The organism is Lutibacter citreus (assembly GCF_003260195.1).
Classification (GTDB): domain Bacteria; phylum Bacteroidota; class Bacteroidia; order Flavobacteriales; family Flavobacteriaceae; genus Lutibacter; species Lutibacter citreus.
Genome location: NZ_QEIH01000007.1, coordinates 143,215 through 161,643, shown reverse-complemented (window position 1 = coordinate 161,643; position 18,429 = coordinate 143,215). Strand labels below are relative to the sequence as shown.

The 18,429-nt window shown below is 29.1% G+C and carries 17 protein-coding genes and 1 other RNA gene; 5 read left to right on the top strand and 13 right to left on the bottom strand.

Annotated elements, in window-relative coordinates; genetic code table 11:
* Positions 1-23: 23 nt before the first annotated feature.
* From DAD81_RS15555 to ruvX, 7 genes are all read right to left on the bottom strand, one after another.
* Entirely contained in the window at positions 24-758 is a 735-nt protein-coding gene (locus DAD81_RS15555) for an SDR family NAD(P)-dependent oxidoreductase (RefSeq protein WP_111709225.1), read from the bottom strand.
* On the bottom strand, positions 759-1,214 hold the full coding sequence (locus DAD81_RS15550; RefSeq protein WP_111709224.1) for a DUF1801 domain-containing protein: 456 nt from the start codon (positions 1,212-1,214) through the stop codon (positions 759-761).
* Positions 1,215-1,243: 29 nt separating this feature from the next.
* Positions 1,244-2,023, bottom strand: a complete 780-nt coding sequence (mazG, locus tag DAD81_RS15545; RefSeq protein WP_111709223.1) for a nucleoside triphosphate pyrophosphohydrolase — start codon at positions 2,021-2,023, stop codon at positions 1,244-1,246.
* Positions 2,024-2,026: 3 nt separating this feature from the next.
* The gene (locus tag DAD81_RS15540; protein WP_111709222.1) at positions 2,027-2,446 is read right to left on the bottom strand and encodes a DUF5606 family protein; all 420 of its coding nucleotides are present in this window, start codon (positions 2,444-2,446) and stop codon (positions 2,027-2,029) included.
* A gap of 4 nt (positions 2,447-2,450) precedes the next feature.
* Positions 2,451-3,038, bottom strand: a complete 588-nt coding sequence (gene def / locus DAD81_RS15535) for a peptide deformylase (RefSeq protein ID WP_111709221.1) — start codon at positions 3,036-3,038, stop codon at positions 2,451-2,453.
* 75 nt (positions 3,039-3,113) lie between these two features.
* Positions 3,114-3,788, bottom strand: coding sequence for a DUF1919 domain-containing protein (locus tag DAD81_RS15530; protein WP_111709220.1), 675 nt, complete (start codon positions 3,786-3,788; stop codon positions 3,114-3,116).
* A complete protein-coding gene (ruvX, locus tag DAD81_RS15525; RefSeq protein WP_111709219.1) occupies positions 3,785-4,195 on the bottom strand; it encodes a Holliday junction resolvase RuvX in 411 nt (136 codons plus the stop codon). The genes DAD81_RS15530 and ruvX overlap by 4 nt, the downstream gene beginning before the upstream one ends.
* 97 nt (positions 4,196-4,292) lie before the next feature.
* Here ruvX and DAD81_RS15520 point away from each other — a divergent pair, with 97 nt between their 5' ends.
* The 3 genes from DAD81_RS15520 (at position 4,293) to DAD81_RS15510 (ending at position 7,214) form a co-directional block, all read left to right on the top strand.
* On the top strand, positions 4,293-5,108 hold the full coding sequence (locus DAD81_RS15520) for a 2,3,4,5-tetrahydropyridine-2,6-dicarboxylate N-succinyltransferase (protein WP_111709218.1): 816 nt from the start codon (positions 4,293-4,295) through the stop codon (positions 5,106-5,108).
* A gap of 117 nt (positions 5,109-5,225) precedes the next feature.
* The gene (locus DAD81_RS15515; protein WP_111709217.1) at positions 5,226-5,786 is read left to right on the top strand and encodes an L-threonylcarbamoyladenylate synthase; all 561 of its coding nucleotides are present in this window, start codon (positions 5,226-5,228) and stop codon (positions 5,784-5,786) included.
* Between the two features lie 3 nt (positions 5,787-5,789).
* Positions 5,790-7,214 (top strand): CCA tRNA nucleotidyltransferase, encoded by a 1,425-nt coding sequence (locus DAD81_RS15510; RefSeq protein WP_111709216.1) that lies wholly within the window; start codon positions 5,790-5,792, stop codon positions 7,212-7,214.
* Positions 7,215-7,260: 46 nt separating this feature from the next.
* Here DAD81_RS15510 and DAD81_RS15505 read toward each other — a convergent pair whose 3' ends face one another.
* From DAD81_RS15505 to DAD81_RS15490, 4 genes are all read right to left on the bottom strand, one after another.
* Entirely contained in the window at positions 7,261-9,087 is a 1,827-nt protein-coding gene (locus DAD81_RS15505; RefSeq protein ID WP_111709215.1) for an ABC transporter ATP-binding protein, read from the bottom strand.
* A complete protein-coding gene (locus DAD81_RS15500; RefSeq protein ID WP_111709214.1) occupies positions 9,087-10,805 on the bottom strand; it encodes a phospho-sugar mutase in 1,719 nt (572 codons plus the stop codon). Before DAD81_RS15500 ends, DAD81_RS15505 begins: the two co-directional genes overlap by 1 nt.
* Before the next feature lie 74 nt (positions 10,806-10,879).
* Complete coding sequence (locus tag DAD81_RS15495; RefSeq protein ID WP_111709213.1) at positions 10,880-11,827, bottom strand: glycosyltransferase family 2 protein; 948 nt, start codon at positions 11,825-11,827, stop codon at positions 10,880-10,882.
* Positions 11,828-11,842: 15 nt separating this feature from the next.
* Positions 11,843-12,370 (bottom strand): DUF4199 domain-containing protein, encoded by a 528-nt coding sequence (locus tag DAD81_RS15490; protein ID WP_111709212.1) that lies wholly within the window; start codon positions 12,368-12,370, stop codon positions 11,843-11,845.
* Positions 12,371-12,550: 180 nt separating this feature from the next.
* On the opposite strand from DAD81_RS15490, the gene ffs reads away from it, so the two are divergent.
* Positions 12,551-12,649, top strand: an RNA gene (gene ffs / locus DAD81_RS15485) — signal recognition particle sRNA small type.
* A gap of 121 nt (positions 12,650-12,770) precedes the next feature.
* Complete coding sequence (locus DAD81_RS15480) at positions 12,771-13,574, top strand: SDR family oxidoreductase (RefSeq protein WP_111709211.1); 804 nt, start codon at positions 12,771-12,773, stop codon at positions 13,572-13,574.
* Between the two features lie 54 nt (positions 13,575-13,628).
* Here the strand turns inward: DAD81_RS15480 and uvrB are convergent, their stop codons facing one another.
* Together uvrB and DAD81_RS15470 are read right to left on the bottom strand one after the other, a co-directional pair.
* Positions 13,629-15,617: an excinuclease ABC subunit UvrB gene (uvrB, locus tag DAD81_RS15475; RefSeq protein ID WP_111709210.1), complete on the bottom strand. Its 1,989-nt coding sequence runs from the start codon at positions 15,615-15,617 to the stop codon at positions 13,629-13,631.
* A 50-nt stretch (positions 15,618-15,667) separates the two neighbouring features.
* Entirely contained in the window at positions 15,668-18,406 is a 2,739-nt protein-coding gene (locus DAD81_RS15470) for a T9SS type B sorting domain-containing protein (protein ID WP_111709209.1), read from the bottom strand.
* Between the last annotated feature and the right edge of the window lie 23 nt (positions 18,407-18,429).

Below are 18,429 nucleotides of genomic sequence, written 5' to 3'. Positions count from 1 at the left end.
AGGCAGCCATTTGGCTGCCTTTTTTATTCTACATTTCTAATATCTAGAATTTTACCGTTTTTTAATTTGCCTTTAGTTTGCAATCTATATATTTTTTCAGCTACTTGTTTAGGAGTAAATAATTCTCCATGTTCATAGAAATCTATAAAACGTTGTACTGATTTAAATTTTTCTTTAGGAGTGTTTCTAGCTTTGGCTTGCATATCAGTATCCACAACTCCAGGATAAATAGAAACTACCTTAACACCATTTTTAATTTCTTTTTGTTCTTTTGATAGAACTTTTGTCATCATATCTATTCCTGCTTTTGCGGAACAGTATAAAGTCCAACTTTCATAAGGGTTAATTGCAGCACCAGATGAAATGTTAATTATTTTCTTTTTACATTCCCATCCCTTAGATAATTTTATAAATAGAGAATTTAAAATTAACGGTGCAGTTAAATTAAGTTTAATGAGGTATTCAATAGTTTTTGGATCAATATTATCCAATGTATCTACTGGGCCTAAATCTCCGGCGTTATTAATAAGCATTAATCGTTTTGTAGAACTTCTGTCTAGATGAGAAAATATTTCATCAATAACATTTTCAATTGATTCAGTTATACTTAAATCACATTGATATTGTTCAACTGTATATAGTTTTTCAATTTTATTTCTAGCTATTGAAATAACTCTATATCCATTTTTATGAAACTCTTTGGCAAGTCCAAATCCAATACCTTTATTGCCTCCAGTAATAATTACAACTTTTTCCATTTATCTTTTAATATTCTTTTCGTATAATTTAATCCAATCATTAACGGTTATTTTATGCATAAGTTCGGCAATTAATTCAAATGGAATTTCTTCAGCTTTTTTAAAACGAATACAACTTTTTCCGATATCTAATTTTCGCTTACAATGTTTTGGATATTGGGTAATAAACCAATCTAAAATTTCTTCATTTGCATAAATCCCCATATGATACAGCGCTATAAAATTCTTTTGAGATGCTATATTAACAAAAGGTAAAGGTAAGCTAGTATCACAATGATAACCTGCAGGGTAAATACTTTTTGGAACAACATAACCAATCATTCCATAACTCATTTGTTCTTCAAATCCTTCAGGAATATTATTTAAAATAGTTTGTCTTAGTTTTTTAAAAAAGGAAATCCGATCTTCCGGAATTTGAGTAATATATGCTTTTGGGTTATTTGCTTTAATTTGCATAGTGGTTGTTTTACTATGCTAATTTAAAATTATTTATAGAACTTTTTAGATTCATTCCAAAAAACATCCATTTCTTCAAGAGACATTTCGTGAAGAGATTTATTTATTTTTTTAGATTCTTGTTCTAAATATTGAAATCGATTGATAAATTTTTTATTGGTGCGTTCAAGGGCATTTTCGGGATTTACCTTTATAAACCGAGCATAATTAATCATTGAAAATAAAACATCTCCAAACTCAGCTTCAATTTTATCTGTGTTTCCTTTTTTTATTTCTTCGTTTAATTCAGATAATTCTTCTTGTACTTTTTCCCAAACTTGTTCTGGTTTTTCCCAATCAAAGCCAACTCCAGCAACTTTATCTTGAATTCTGTTCGCTTTTACCAAAGCTGGAAGCGATTTTGGAACTCCTTCTAAAACTGATTTTCGGCCTTCTTTTAATTTTAATTTTTCCCAGTTTTGCTTAACTTCTTCTTCGTCTTTAACTTTTATATCTCCATAAATATGTGGATGACGATAAATAAGTTTTTCTGAAATTTCATTTGCAACATCAGCAATGTCAAATGAGTCTGTTTCCGAACCTATTTTTGCATAAAAAACAATATGAAGTAAAACATCACCAAGTTCTTTTTTGATTTCTTCTAAATCGTTATTAAGAATGGCGTCTCCTAATTCATAAGTTTCTTCAATTGTTAAATGACGAAGAGATTGAAAAGTTTGTTTTTTATCCCACGGACATTTTAAACGCAATTCGTCCATAATGTCTAATAACCTGCCAAAGGCTTTAAGTTGTTGTTCGCGGGAATTCATAATTTATGCTTCTTCTGTTTCTTCTTCCACTTCTTGTATAGCTGTGAAATCGAAATTTTTTGATGCTAATAAATTATACCATTGTAATATTTTTTTAATGTTTGAAGTGTAAACACGTTCTTCATCAAAATTTGGTAAAATTTCTCTAAAAAAAGAAGTTAATACTTTTCCGCTTTCTTTATGGCTAATTGATTCTTTACCATTTTCTTTTTCAGCAATAGCTTTAAATATTATACGAAGTGGAACTTCTTCCTCATAAGTATAAATAGCTATTTCATTTAAAGCACTCATATTATGTGTAACAGTAACAGGAAATTTTTTACCATCAATTAATGATTTTACAATAATTCCACCTTTGGATTGAGCTTTTATTTCAAATAACCCTGGTTTACCGTTTACAGATACAATATCTTTTAATTCCATAAATTTATCTTCGTTTTAATAAAGGGAACTTCATTCTATAATCACATTTTATTTTCCCCTTTGAAATATTTTCTAATTTCTTTTTAATTAATCTTTTCTTTAATGATGATATTTTATCGGTAAATAATATACCTTCAATATGATCATATTCGTGTTGAACAATTCGGGCTGCAATGCCATTTATTTCTTCAACATGTTTTTCAAAATTTTCATCTAAATATTCAATTGTTATTTTTTCTTCTCTAAAAACATCTTCTCTAATGTCTGGAATACTTAAACAACCTTCATTAAATGCCCATTCATCACCTTCTTCTTTAATTATTTTAGCGTTTATAAAAACTCTATCAAACTTAGATAAAAATTCTCTTTCCGCTTTTTCTAACTCTTCATCTTCACTAAAAGGTGTTGCATTTATTATAAACAATCTAATTGCTTTTCCAATTTGAGGAGCAGCCAATCCCACACCACTAGCATTAACCATTGTTTCTTTCATGTTTTCAATAAGTTCATCCAAATTAGGATAATCTTTATCAATGTCAACTCCTACTTTTCTTAAAACAGGATCACCATAGGCAATAATAGGTAAAATCATTATATTATTATTTTAGAGGGTGCAAAAGTACAAATAATATGTTGAAAGCAAAAAAAAGTATCTAAATTGAATAATTTAGGAAAGGCTATTTTTCATCCACTTATATAAATCCATATAAATAAACATTATTTTAAAAAGTTTTACCCCGTTAGGAACTCTGTCTTTAAAGTTTTTATCAACTTCTAAAACTTGATAATGGTTTTTTAAATTTAAATGTTCAAATTTATGATTTGAAAATGACAGCTTATTTTTATAAGGTAGTTTTCCAAAATCTTCAAAATTTTTCTCTTTGGCGTACCAAGCATCAGACATCATAAAAATGTAGTTGTCTTTATTGGTTTCTTCTAACATTCTGGCTGTTCTTCTTGTCCATTTTGTTTGGGCTTCTTCAACAGTTTTATAATGTGTAAAGTGAAGTTCTATATCTCCCAATAAGGCTAAGGGATATGTAATTTCTCTATTTTTATATTTACTTTCAGTAATAAATTTTATAGGGAGACTCATATAATGATCAAAATTGGATAATAATTTTATATAACAATCTCCATAAAAACCAATACTTATAAAAGGTGAATTATAAGGGCGTTTTAACCATTGATATACAGATCCTGCCCAACAATTATCACAAACAATAACAAAATTCTTATCTTTTAATAATTCAATGTCACGTTCACTATATTTTTTTTTATTGAAGACGCGGTATTTTCTTCTAATAAATACAATTAACTTTCTAAATATGTTGTTTTTCATTTCTGTTCTAAATAGGTTTGTAAAATAATGGTTGCGCTAATTTCATCGATTAAGGCTTTATTTTGTCGTTGTTTTTTCTTTAAACCACCATCAATCATGCTTTGAAAAGCCATTTTAGACGTAAAACGTTCATCAACCCTTACAATTGGAATTTTAGGAAAAGTACTTTTTAATTTTTCAATAAAAACAACAATGTATTGTTCACTTTCACTAACCGTATTATTCATTTGTTTAGGTTCACCAATAACAAATAATTCAACATTTTCATTTTTTAAATACTTTGTTAAAAATGAAAATATTTCTTTGGTGTTAACAGTTGTTAATCCAGATGCTATAATTTGAAGTTCATCTGTAACAGCTAAACCAATTCTTTTTATACCGTAATCAAAAGCTAAAATGCGTGCCAAAATTTTACATAAATTTTAAAATTGTGCAAATTTAATCAATTTCAACTACATATCGATATAAGTAATATATTTGTGAAAAAATTAGAAAAATCAGAACATGGAACAAATAAAACAACTTATTGAGAACGCTTGGGAAAATAGAGAATTACTAAAAGATGAAGTAGTTCAAAAAACTATTAGAGAGGTAGTAGGATTGCTAGATGCTGGAACTTTACGTGTTGCTGAACCAATTGATGGTGGATGGCAAGTAAACGAGTGGGTTAAAAAAGCAGTAGTTATGTATTTTCCAATACAAAAAATGGAAACTCAAGAAGTAGGGATTTTTGAATATCATGATAAAATTCCATTAAAAACAGGATATAAAGAAAAAGGAATAAGAGTTGTACCACATGCAGTTGCACGTTATGGTGCTTATATTTCTGCAGGTGTAATTTTAATGCCTAGTTATGTGAACATAGGAGCTTATATAGATGCTGGAACAATGATTGATACTTGGGCTACAGTTGGTAGTTGTGCTCAAATAGGTAAAAACGTACATTTAAGTGGAGGAGTTGGTATTGGTGGAGTTTTAGAACCGTTACAAGCAGCTCCAGTTATTATTGAAGATGATGTTTTTGTTGGGTCTAGATGTATTGTTGTTGAAGGTGTTCGTGTTGAGAAAGAAGCAGTTTTAGGTGCAGGTGTTGTATTAACAATGAGTACAAAAATTATTGATGTAACAGGAGCAGAACCAGTTATTATGAAAGGTAGAGTTCCGGCTCGTTCAGTAGTAATTCCTGGAAGTTATAAAAAACAATTTCCAGCAGGTGAATTTAACGTTCCTTGTGCTATGATTATTGGTCAGCGTAAAGAAAGTACTAATAAAAAGACTTCTTTAAATAATGCGTTAAGAGATAACGAGGTTGCTGTTTAGAAGTAATTAATTAGAAAATATTAAAAAAATCCTACTTTGTTTTTAACGAAGTAGGATTTTTTATTCAAATAAATTATACTAAAACAATATATTTGCATTTTAAAAATTTACAGTAAAATGAATGTTGAAATTAGAAATAGTTTAAACACCCTTAATAACCAGGAAGTTCTGTTATATCCAACAGACACGGTTTGGGGATTGGGTTGTGATGCAACTAATAAAAATACGGTAAATAAAATATTTGATTTAAAACAACGTGCAGAAAGTAAAAGTTTAATTATTTTGGTTTCTTCTGTAGAAATGTTACAAACTTATATTCCAACAATTCCAAAACCAGTTATTAACTTACTTAATACTGTTAAAAAACCAACAACTATTATTTATTCAAATCCTATAGGATTGGCTAAAAATGTTATTGCAGATGATAATACTGTTGCAATTAGAATACCTGAAAATGAGTTTTGTAAACAATTGATTTCTAAATTTGGAAAACCTATTGTTTCAACTTCGGCAAATATAAGTGGAGAAGAAACTCCTAAAAATTTTTCTGAAATTAGTAAAACTCTTTTGGATAGCGTAGACTATATTGTAAGTTTGCAGCGAGAACAACAAAATGTAAAATCTTCAACAATATTAAAAGTTGAAGAAAATGGAGAAATAACCATTCTTCGACCTTAATCTATGACAAATAATACTATTTATTTAGATGCCTTAAAGCATCCAGTTTTCAATTATATTAAACAAGCAGCAGCTGAATTAAACATAGATTCATATGTTATTGGAGGTTTTGTGCGTGATTTTATTTTAAAAAGAGGTAAAGCAAAAGACGTTGATGTTGTTGCTATAGGAAGCGGTATAGAATTGGCTAAAAAAGTGGCTCAATTATTACCTAACAAGCCTAAAGTTCAGGTTTTTAAAACCTATGGAACTGCTATGTTGAGATTCAATGATTTAGAAGTTGAATTTGTTGGTGCAAGAAAGGAATCTTATAATGAAGATAGCAGAAATCCAATTGTTGAAGATGGTACTTTAGAAGATGATCAAAATAGACGTGATTTTACTATTAATGCATTAGCGTTAAGTTTAAATGATAGAAATTATGGAGAATTATTAGATCCATTTGATGGTATTGGAGATTTAGAACGTAAAATTATTAAAACACCTCTAAATCCAGATATTACATATTCAGACGATCCTTTACGTATGTTACGTGCCATTCGTTTTGCAACGCAATTAGATTTTAAAATTGAAGAGAAATCTTTGAATTCAATTACAAGAAATGCAGTAAGAATTGATATTATTACAAGAGAAAGAATTGTTGTTGAAATTAATAAAATTTTAGAATCATCTAAACCTTCTGTTGGTTTTTTATTATTAAACAAAACTAATTTGTTAGAGCGTTTTTTACCGGAATTAACTGCTTTAAAAGGAGTAGAGGAGGTAGAAGGACAAAAACATAAAGATAATTTTTATCATTCGTTAGAAGTTGTGGATAATATTGCCGAAAACACTGATAATTTATGGTTACGTTGGGCGGCATTATTACATGATATTGGAAAAGCACCAACAAAAAAATTCGATAAAGTTGTGGGCTGGACATTTCACGCGCATGAATTTGTTGGTTCTAAAATGGTGTTCAAATTATTTAAAAGGTTAAAAATGCCTTTAAATGAAAAAATGAAATTTGTACAAAAAATAGTGATGTTAAGTTCTCGTCCAATTGTTTTAGCAACGGATGTTACAGATTCAGCTGTTAGAAGATTGGTTTTTGATAGTGGTGATGATATTGATAGTTTAATGACATTGTGTGAAGCTGATATCACAACAAAAAACCCTATTAAGTTTAAAAAATATCATAACAATTTTAAAGTTGTTCGTGATAAAATTAAAGAAGTTGAAGAACGCGATCACGTACGAAATTTTCAACCACCAATTTCAGGTGAGTTAATTATGGAAACTTTCAATTTAAAACCTTGCAGAGAAATTGGTCAGATTAAAGATGCAATTAAAGATGCAATTTTAGATGGTAAAATTGAAAATGATTTTGACCAAGCTTTTAATGTTATGCTAAAAAAAGCAGAAATTTTGGGATTAAAAAAAGCCTAAAGAAATTATCTTTAGGCTTTTTAAATGTTTTTTATTTCAGATGAAATTATAAAGACTGCATTGTCACTAATTTGAAGTAATCACCTTTGTTTGCTAATAATTCATCGTGTTTACCTTGCTCAACAATTTTACCTTTTCTTAAAACTACAATCTTATCTGCATTTTGAATAGTAGATAAACGGTGAGCAATTACTAAAGAAGTTCTGTTTTTAGTCATTTCTTCCAACGCTTTTTGCACCAATTGTTCACTTTCGGTATCTAATGCAGATGTGGCTTCATCTAATACCATAATTGGTGGATTTTTAAGAACGGCTCTAGCAATACTTAAACGTTGTTTTTGGCCTCCAGAAAGTGTATTCCCACTATCACCAATATTGGTTTCAAATTGTTCCGGTAAATTTTTTATAAACTCATAAGCATTTGCAACTTCACTGGCTTTTAAAATAGCTTCATCACTTGCATGATCAACTCCTAAGCAAATATTATTTTTTACTGTATCATTAAATAAAATAGAATCTTGAGTTACAATCCCCATTAAATTACGAAGAGACTTTTGTTTTAAATCTCTAATATCAATACCGTCAATTTTTACAGCACCTTTGTTAACATCATAAAAACGAGTTATTAAATTAGCTAGGGTAGATTTACCACTACCAGATTGACCAACTAAAGCAACGGTTTCTCCTTTTTTAATAGTTAATGAAAAGTCTTTAAGTACATATTCATCTTTATATTTAAATGAAATGTTTTCAAAAGAAATATTATTCTCAAAAGATGTTTTTTCTAAAGCATCAGGTTTGTCTACAATAGTATTTTCAGTTTCAATAACACTAAAAATACGTTCTGCAGATGCTGTTCCTTTTTGAATTTCATAAGAAGCAGTTGAGATTGCTTTTGCTGGATTTAAAACCAAATAAAACAAACCAATATAGCCAAAAAATTCTTCTGGTTTTATAGGGCTGTTATCGGTTAAAACCAATCTTCCTCCAAAATATAAAATAGCAATAATTGTGGCAGAACCTAAAAACTCACTCATAGGAGAAGCTAATGTTTTACGGTGTAAAACGCTGTTCATTAGGAGTTTGAATTTAGTGGTAGATTGTGTGAACTTACCTTCAATCTTATCTTCAGCATTAAAACCTTTAATAACTCTTAATCCTGTTAAGGTTTCTTCAATAAAAGAAATAAAATTACCAGTTTCTTGTTGAGCTAATATTGAATTTGCTTTTAATTTTTTACCAATTAAAGCAATAATCCCTCCTGAAACAGGTAATAATATAAATACAAATAATGTTAATTTAACACTTATAGCAAACATTGAAATTAATGTTAAAACCACTGTTAAGGGTTCTCTAACAACAACTTCTAATTGTTTTAAAAATGAAAATTCAATCTCTTGTATGTCAGAAGTCATACGAGCAATAATATCTCCTTTTTTCTTCTCAGAAAAGTAAGATAGAGGTAACACTAAAATTTTGTGATAAATACCATCACGCAAATCTTTTATAACTCCATTTCTTAAAAAGTTTAAAAAGAAAGAGGCTAAATAACGTGAGACATTTTTTAGAAAAAATAAACTAAATGAAAGAATACATATAAAAAGTAAAGCTTTTTCAATTCCTCCAGACTCTATTAGCTCAGTTACTTTATAATTTAAAGACCCTTGAACATACTTAAATAAAGACGAAATGCCTGAATAAACAGGCTTTTCGTATACTTTTTCTTCTTGACCAAATAATATTCCTAAAACAGGAATAAATCCTAGTACAGATAAAACATTAAATATGGCATATAATATATTAAATATGATATTTAAAATGGCGTACCTCCTATAGGGTTTGGTATAAGATATAACTTTTTTAAAACTGCTCATTAAGATAATTTCATTTCAGAAATAATTCTTTGAACTTTTGCGTCTAATTTAGATTCTACATTTTTAGCTTCTTCAATACAACATAAATCTGCTCTTACACTAAAATAAAATTTAATTTTAGGTTCAGTACCACTTGGTCTAGCAGCGACTTTAGTACCATCAAGAGTTTCGTAAATTAAAACATTAGATTTAGGGATTTCAATGGTTTCAACAGTATTAGTTATTAAATCTGTTTTAGTAGAAGCTTCATAATCAAAAACATACTTTACTTTAGAACCATCTAATTCAGAAACTGGATTTTTACGTAGGTCAACCATCATTTGTGCTATTTTTTCGGCACCATCCATTCCTTTTCTAACTAAAGAAATTAAATGTTCTTTATAGTAATTATTATCAACATAAATTTGTAATAATTCTTGGTACATAGAGCTTCCTTTTGCTTTAGCTTCAGTTGCAATTTCACAAGCTAATAAAGTTGCTGTTACCGCATCTTTATCTCTAACAAAACCTCCAACCATATAACCAAAACTTTCTTCTCCACCGCCAATAAAGTCTTGTTTTCCTTCAGCTTCACGAACCATTTTAGCAATCCATTTAAAACCAGTTAAACCAACTTTAGTTTCAACACCATAACTTGCTGCAATTTCGTTTACTAAATTTGTAGAAACAATTGTAGAACCTACAAACTGTTTTCCGTTTAGTTTACCTGCTTCTTTCCATTTTTTTATTAAGAAGCTAGTCATTAAACACATAGTTTGATTACCGTTTAACAACTTCATATTACCTTCTAAATCTCTTACTGCAATACCTAATCTATCACAATCAGGGTCTGTTCCAATTAAAATATCAGCTCCAATTTTATTTGCTAAATCAGTTGCCATTTTAAGAGCTGCAGGTTCTTCAGGATTTGGAGAAGCTACCGTAGGAAAATCTCCATTAGGTACTCTTTGTTCTTCAACAATATTAACATCAGAATATCCTGCTTTTTCAAAAGCATGGGGAATTGCAGTAATAGATGTTCCGTGCAAAGAAGTGAATACAATTTTCAAATCATCTCTTCCTGTTGTACTTGGAAACGTTCCATTTTTTACAGAAGCATCAATAAATGCGTTATCTACTTTTTCTCCAATTACTTCAATAAGTTCTTCATTAGCGCTAAATTTTACATCAGCAAAAGCTAAGCTATTTACTTCATCAATAATTTCACCATCTTGTGGAGGAACAATTTGTCCGCCATCAGCCCAATAAACTTTGTAACCATTATATTCAGGTGGATTGTGTGAAGCTGTTAATACAATACCTGCATCACAATTTAAATGTTTTACAGCAAATGAAAGTTCTGGAGTTGGACGTAAATCTTCAAATAAGAAAACTTTAATTCCGTTAGCAGAAAGTACATCAGCTACAATTTTAGCAAATGGTTTACTATTGTGACGACAATCAAAGGCTATAGCAACTTTTAATTGTTTGTTTTCAACTGTTTTTATTAAATAATTAGATAAACCTTGTGTTGCTTTACCTAAAGTATATTTGTTAATTCTGTTAATTCCGGCACCCATAATTCCTCTCATTCCACCAGTACCAAATTCCATATTTTTATAGAATCTTTCTGCTAATTGATCTTGATCTGTATCAATTAAATGTTGAATTTCTTTCTGAGTTTCAGAATCAAAAGTATCAGTTAACCAAAGTTTTGCTTTTTCTACTATAGTGCTCATAATTGTAATTTTAATCAAATTTTATACAAAAATAATGTTATTAGTATTAACTTCAATAAGTTTTTACTAAAACGTTATAAATTGATTTTATTAGAAATGGAATATCGTTTTGTGTCTGATTTTGAACGTAAAATAATTTCACCCAAAAATCCAGCTAGGAAAAATTGAGTTCCTATCATCATAGTTACAAGGGATATATAAAATTGTGGTCTTTGAGTTATTAATCTGCCTTCAGGGTTTAAAAATAATTTATCTATTCCAAGATAAAAAGCGAATAAGAACCCGATAAACATCATTATAGTTCCTAAAAGGCCAAATAAATGCATTGGACGCTTTCCAAATTTAGATAAGAACCAAATTGTAATTAAATCTAAAAATCCGTTTATAAAACGTTCAATTCCAAATTTTGTAACTCCGTATTTTCTAGCTTGATGAATTACTACTTTTTCACCTATATTATTAAAACCGGCATTTTTTGCTAAAACAGGAATATAACGATGCATTTCTCCGTTAACATCTACGTTTTTAACAACTTCATTTTTATAAGCTTTTAAACCACAGTTAAAATCGTGTAATTTTAAACCTGAAGTCTTTCTGGCGGCGGCATTGAATAATTTTGAGGGAATATTTTTACGAATTTTAGAGTCGTAACGTTTTTTCTTCCACCCAGAAATTAAATCGAAACCATCTTTTATAATTAAATCATAAAGTTCAGGGATTTCATCGGGGCTGTCTTGTAAATCGGCATCCATTGTGATTACAACATTACCCTTAACTTCTTTAAAACCGGCGTTTAACGCTTGCGATTTTCCGTAATTTTTTTGAAAACGAATTCCTTTAACAGATTCGTTTTTTTCTGAAAGGTTTTCAATTACTTTCCAAGAATTATCTGTACTACCATCGTCAATAAAAAGTATTTCATAAGAATAACGATTGGATTGCATAACTTTTGCAATCCAATCGTGTAATTCATTTAAAGACTCGTCTTCATTAAGTAGTGGGATAACTACTGATATATCCATATTAATATTGTTGTTTTAATCTTCTTCAGTTCTTTTCATAATTAAACCAGCAATTAAAGAAATAATAAATCCAAAGAAAAGACTCATAATAAGTGCAATTGCCGAAATCATACCAAAACCTGAAAATTTTTGAGACATTTCCATAGCACTTTCCATTTGTTCATCTGTGAAATTTGGATAAGTATCTATCAAAGTTGCTTCTTGAACTTTAGCTAAGTTTGTAAAATAGCTTGGCTCAATAAAGTTTGTAAATATATAAAAGTAAATAATATAAAGAATAGCAGAAATTAGAGCAATTCCTAATCCTGTTTTTAAGGCTTCCCCTAAACTTAATAGGTTTCCATTACTTTCTTTAATTTTTTTAAATCCTAAAACAATAATAACAATTGTTGCAACTAATGAAACAATAGTAATACTCCAGTGTGGCTTATAAATATCTCCAATAGCAAAATTTGTAAGAGCAATTAAAATTGATACAAACCCTAATATTAGGCCGTAGTTTAACATTACTTGTTTAGATGATGTTGTTTTTTGGTCTTCCATGATTTTAAGTTGTGATTTTTGAAAAACAAATATACTAAATAGTCATTTAGTACACTGTTTTTTTGTTTAACATTAATTATTTTTCGTTAATAATATATTAGTAAACAGTTAATTAAAAATGTTACAAAAAATTATAGAAAAATGGTTGTTTATACTAAAAATTGATTGTATTTTTGCAGCCGGCAAGTCCTACACAACTAGCTCCCTTTGAATCCTCCAGGGCGGGAACGCAGCAAAGGTATTAGGTTGTAGCAGTGTGATGTAGGTAGCTTGCCTTTTTTTATGCACTTTACTTTTGTTCTGAAAGTAAATTTTCTCTCAAATAAAATAAAGGTTAAATTGTTTTCATAAAGTTTGAAAACGTACTTTTGACCAAATTTTTCAAATTAATTATCTATTTATGTCTAAAGTTGTATTAATAACAGGAGGTTCATCCGGAATAGGGAAATCTGTTGGTGAGTTTTTAACTAAAAAAGGATTTGTTGTTTATGGAACAAGTAGGAATCCTATAAATATTAAAAACCATCCCTTTAAATTAGTAGCCTTAGATGTTAGAAATATTGAAACAATTAATGCTGCTGTTTTAGAAGTTATTAAAAATGAAGGCAGATTGGATGTATTGGTTAATAATGCAGGAATGGGAATAACAGGTCCTATTGAAGAAACACCTACAGATGAAATGCGTAAAGTTTTTGATACAAATTTATTTGGAGCTGTTGATGTTATGAAAGCTGTTTTACCGCAAATGAGAAAACAAGAAAGTGGTTTAATTATTAATGTAACTTCTATTGCCGGTTATATGGGATTACCTTTTAGAGGTATATATTCTGCAACTAAAGGAGCTCTTGAAATTGTTACTGAAGCAATTAGAATGGAAGTTAAAAACTTTGGAATTGAAGTGACTAATGTTGCGCCGGGCGATTTTGCTACAAATATTGCATCTGGTAGATATCATACTCCTGTTATTGAAGATTCTCCTTACAAACAAAAGTATCAGGAAAATTTAAATTTAATGGATGCCCATGTAAACGGAGGAAGTGATCCAATTGAAATGGCCGAAGCAATTTTTAAAATAATAAATACAGGTAAGCCTAAAGTGCATTATAAGGTTGGTGACTTTATGCAAAAATTCTCAATAGTTCTAAAGAAAATATTACCAAGCAAGATGTACGAAAAATTGATAATGAATCATTATAAAATGTAATTAATTTGTAATTGAAAATAAACTTTCAGCTGTGTGGCTTTAGTAAAGACGCAATTATATTTTCTCTTTCAATAATTTTATTTCATCTCTCAGACTTGCTGCAACTATAAAATCTAAGGCTTTTGCAGCAGCTTCCATTTGCTTACGTTTTTCCTTTATTCTAGTTTCTAATTGTGGTTTAGTTAAATAATCTAATTGACCTTCAGCGGCCAAATTTGTGGCGTTATCATAGTTATAAGACGCAACTGTATTTTTAGCTAATGTATTTTCTATACTTTTTTTAATTTGAGTAGGAGTGATGTTATTTAAAGTGTTGTACTCAATTTGTTTTATTCTTCTTCTTGAAGTTTCATCCATTGTTTGCTGCATACTTCTTGTAATTTTGTCTGCATACAAAATGGCTTTTCCTTCTACATTTCTTGCAGCTCTACCAATTGTTTGGGTTAATGATCTATGTGAACGTAAAAAACCTTCTTTATCAGCATCTAAAATTGCAACTAGAGAAACTTCAGGTAAATCTAAACCTTCTCTTAATAGGTTTACTCCAATTAAAACATCAAACAACCCTTTTCTTAAATCTTGCATTATTTCAACGCGCTCTAAAGTATCAACATCAGAATGTATATAACGACATCTAATTTGAATTCTAGTTAAATATTTAGCTAATTCTTCAGCCATTCTTTTGGTTAAAGTTGTTACCAATGTTCGTTCATCTTTTTCTACACGAATTTGAATTTCTTCAATTAAATCATCTATTTGATTGATACTTGGTCTAACTTCAATCTCGGGGTCTAATAATCCTGTAGGGCGAATTACTTGTTCAACAAAAATCCCTTCAGTTTTTTCAAGTTCGTAATCTGCAGGAGTGGCGCTAACATATATTATTTGATTTTGAATATCTTCAAATTCTTCAAATTTAAGTGGTCGGTTATCCATTGCTGCAGGTAATCTAAAACCATACTCAACCAAGTTCTCTTTTCTAGATCTGTCTCCACCATACATAGCATGTACTTGAGGTACAGTTACATGGCTTTCATCAATAACCATTAAATAATCATCAGGAAAATAATCTAATAAACAGAACGGTCTGGTTCCTGGATTTCTACCATCTAAGTATCTTGAATAATTTTCAATACCACTACAATAACCTAATTCTCTAATCATTTCAAGATCAAATTCTGTTCTTTCTTTAAGTCGTTTAGCTTCTAAGTGTTTGCCTATTTCTTTAAAATAGTCTACTTGTTTCACTAAATCTTCTTGAATAGCGTGGATGGCGTTTTGAAGTACATCAGGAGATGTAACAAACAAATTTGCTGGATATATTTTTAACTGTTCAAATTTTTCAACAACCATATTATTGGTTACATCAAAACTTTCAATTTCTTCAATTTCATCACCAAAAAAATGTATTCTATATGCGTGTTCACCGTATGAAGGATATACAGTAATGGTATCTCCTTTAACTTTAAAGGTTCCACTACTAATTTCAGTTTCAGTTCTAGAATATAAACTATTCACTAAAAGTTTTAAAAATCTGGTTCTTGCAATTTCTTGATTAACTTCTATTGAAATGATATTTTTCTTAAATTCAACAGGGTTTCCAATACCATAAATACAAGAAACAGAAGCCACAATAATAACATCTCTTCTCCCCGAAAGAAGTGCAGAAGATGCACTTATACGTAGTTTTTCAATATCTTCATTTATAGATAAATCTTTTTCAATATATGTCCCTGTGGTTGGGAGGAATGCTTCTGGTTGGTAATAATCATAATAAGATACAAAATATTCAACCGAATTATTTGGAAAAAACTGTTTAAACTCAGAGTATAATTGAGCTGCTAAAGTTTTATTATGAGCCAATACCAATGTTGGTTTTTGAACTTTTTCAATTAAGTTGGCTACCGTAAAAGTCTTTCCAGATCCGGTTACACCTAAAAGTGTTTGGTATTTTTCATTGGAGTTTATTCCCTCAACCAACTGTCTTATAGCTTCTGGTTGATCTCCTGTAGGTTTAAATTTAGATTCTAATTTGAAAAGCATTTTACAAAAATAAACTTATTTATAGTATCTTGTTATTAGAGCCTAATAAATTATCTTCTAATTAAACTAAAATGCCCTTTATAATTTTTTGTTATTGAATTGTTTTTATCAGTAATATTTATTGAAAACCAATAATCTGTTGAAGGTAAATAAGCATTGTTATAAAAACCATTCCAGCTTGAGTTTGGATTTATAGTAGCTAAATATTTACCGAAACGATCAAATATATGAATCTTGGAATATCTAAATTCTTTAAAATTTAAACCCTTTACTTCCCATACATCATTAATGCCATCATTGTTTGGAGTGAAAAATTTTGGAAATCCTAAAACAAAAATTTTCTTAGTTGAAACTTCACAGTTGTACTTGTTTTTCACATAAACGGTGTGTGTACCAGCTCTAACATTACTAAAAATATTTTCAGTTTGATAAATTCCATTAATATCATTAAGAATGTATAAATTATCATGATTCTCTTCAGTCAAAACTTTTACTTCATTTTTGGTTTGATTGATTTCAATATCAATAATTTTTGGCGCGGTTACTTTTATAATTTTAAATGTTTTTATTTTTTTACATAATAAAATTTTATCTGTAATAGTAACTGAAATTTGTTGTTCATTAGATACTGAAATTTCGTGTGATTTTTCGCCATTACTCCAGTTATAATCATAATTCCCTTGTTGGTCTATAGGAATATTTGGACTTATTTTTATTGGAAAATTATTTTCACAAATAAATAAGCTTTCATTTAATTCTACTGGAGGAAAATAGTTTACTTTTAAATTAAACAAACCAGAACCATAGCAAATACCATTATTTTCTACTTTAAAATACACTGTTTTTTCACTTGATATGTAAATTTCATTTAGAGGAAGTGTATTGTTTATAGCATTTTCTTCATTATCAAAAAATAAAAAGGAAACCGTATTAGGAAGGTTTAATGTCTGTATTATTTCATTCTTTTTAGTTGTTAAATTAAATTCGGCAATTCCTTCTCCTAAATCGCAACTAATTATATCATTTGTATGAAGTGAAATACTCGAATTTGCGGAAAGTTGTACTTTTCCTAAACTAAAGCAATTAGAATCTTTGTAAATTACTTTTGCAGTTATTATTTGGTTAGGTACTGTATTTTTATAAGATGTTGGCAATGGGTTTTGATTATAAATATCATTTTCAGCATCATTATTATTTAAATAAAAATAGACCTCAAAATCTTCTGATTTGTTTAAGGTTAATGATTCAATACTATGTTTAAGATTAAATATAGCCAGTCCATCATTAGGGTCACTATCATAAGAATCACATTGTGCTAATTGATAAATTGAAGTTAAAATTAATGGTTTTTCTTTAATAATAATTTCCTTAATACTAGGCTCTTTTATTTCGCCATTAACTGTTTTTGTTAATGTAACAGTATATTTTCCTGGATTTTTATATGTATGATAAGCTTCAATATTTGTTGATGTTGAACCATCGCCAAAGTCCCATAAAACGGAATCTATAGTTTCTAAAGTAGTTATATAAAAATGTGTTGAATCTCCGTAACAAGTATTTTCAAATTTAAAATTGAATAGAAAAAGAGATTGGATAAAAGGAGGTAAACCAAGTAAAGCAATATTACCATTTAAATTAATTGTATTAGATTTATAATCACATTCACTTCCGTTTTTTTCTGGATAATTAATAACAGAAAGAGTTTTACTACCACTAGAGAAAGGAACATATCCCGCTCTGTAAATTTTTTCATCAATAGCCATTTGTAATGCTCCTGCAGAATATTCATTTTTAACTATTAAAACTTTATTAATTGCAATTTCATTTTTTTCTAAATCAAATTGAAAAAGAGAACTGCCTTCAGTAATTCCTGCATCATCAAAATGATTAACAGTTACATATAATTTTTTAGATTTTGGAGAGAATTCAAGACCGTAAGGATTGGTTGAACTTAATAAAGATGTTGGGTTTGAGACAATACCAGTTACATTGTCAAAGTCATACAATAGTACTTTTCCAGTTTTTCTTTCTATTTGATTTTTTGGACCTGTTTGAGTTGAAGATTTTGTACCAGCATGTGCAATGGCCAGTTTTTTACCATTTGGAGATGATTTTAAATAGCCAATTGCATTGTTTTTGTAACCTACAGTAGAAACCTCTGTTGCAGTTGTAGAAACAACAGGAGTTGGTTGTACTCCAGAATTTAATACTTTAAAAGCATAAAACTTGTTAATAAAATGAGTTATTACCCAGTAAGAGTCTCCATCAAAATGTTGAACTGCGGTTATTTTTTCTGAACATTTATAAGCTACCTCTTTAGGGTTATTTGGATTGTAAGTTACTAAATGGATGTTTTTTTTTGAAGAATTTATAGCACCATATCCACCATTTAAACTCATATTAACTTCACTATAATTTAAGCCATCATTAATACCATCATCTATATCATTTGTTAGGATATCATCAGCATTTTTTTCATCAGGTTGATCAACAGTAAATATGTAATATATATCAGGATTACTCGGGTTTGGGATTATTATAGCGGATTGTGTACTAGATTTATGCCCTAACAAACCATTTCCATTTGGCATTATCTGGTGTTTTGCATTCCAAACAGTTGATCCGTTAGTATAGAATAAAAGATTTCCATTTCTATCAGATATTGTTGAACAACCTTCGGTAGTCTGTAATTGACCGCCATTTAGAGCTACTGGTGATCCGCTATTAAAGTCCAGACCAGCGTTTTTTCCAAAGAACCATATCCCAGCTTCTCTTTGAGCAAAAATCAAAGAGGAGTTTATAAATAAAAATA

Excerpts from the sequence above, each read along its gene's own strand:
- DAD81_RS15555 (WP_111709225.1), bottom strand. The coding sequence starts at position 758 with ATGGAAAAAGTTGTAATTATTACTGGAGGCAATAAAGGTATTGGATTT.
- DAD81_RS15550 (WP_111709224.1), bottom strand. The coding sequence starts at position 1,214 with ATGCAAATTAAAGCAAATAACCCAAAAGCATATATTACTCAAATTCCG.
- mazG (WP_111709223.1), bottom strand. The coding sequence starts at position 2,023 with ATGAATTCCCGCGAACAACAACTTAAAGCCTTTGGCAGGTTATTAGAC.
- DAD81_RS15540 (WP_111709222.1), bottom strand. The coding sequence starts at position 2,446 with ATGGAATTAAAAGATATTGTATCTGTAAACGGTAAACCAGGGTTATTT.
- def (WP_111709221.1), bottom strand. The coding sequence starts at position 3,038 with ATGATTTTACCTATTATTGCCTATGGTGATCCTGTTTTAAGAAAAGTA.
- DAD81_RS15530 (WP_111709220.1), bottom strand. The coding sequence starts at position 3,788 with ATGAAAAACAACATATTTAGAAAGTTAATTGTATTTATTAGAAGAAAA.
- DAD81_RS15520 (WP_111709218.1), top strand. The coding sequence starts at position 4,293 with ATGGAACAAATAAAACAACTTATTGAGAACGCTTGGGAAAATAGAGAA.
- DAD81_RS15515 (WP_111709217.1), top strand. The coding sequence starts at position 5,226 with ATGAATGTTGAAATTAGAAATAGTTTAAACACCCTTAATAACCAGGAA.
- DAD81_RS15510 (WP_111709216.1), top strand. The coding sequence starts at position 5,790 with ATGACAAATAATACTATTTATTTAGATGCCTTAAAGCATCCAGTTTTC.
- DAD81_RS15505 (WP_111709215.1), bottom strand. The coding sequence starts at position 9,087 with ATGAGCAGTTTTAAAAAAGTTATATCTTATACCAAACCCTATAGGAGG.
- DAD81_RS15500 (WP_111709214.1), bottom strand. The coding sequence starts at position 10,805 with ATGAGCACTATAGTAGAAAAAGCAAAACTTTGGTTAACTGATACTTTT.
- DAD81_RS15495 (WP_111709213.1), bottom strand. The coding sequence starts at position 11,827 with ATGGATATATCAGTAGTTATCCCACTACTTAATGAAGACGAGTCTTTA.
- DAD81_RS15490 (WP_111709212.1), bottom strand. The coding sequence starts at position 12,370 with ATGGAAGACCAAAAAACAACATCATCTAAACAAGTAATGTTAAACTAC.
- DAD81_RS15480 (WP_111709211.1), top strand. The coding sequence starts at position 12,771 with ATGTCTAAAGTTGTATTAATAACAGGAGGTTCATCCGGAATAGGGAAA.
- uvrB (WP_111709210.1), bottom strand. The coding sequence starts at position 15,617 with ATGCTTTTCAAATTAGAATCTAAATTTAAACCTACAGGAGATCAACCA.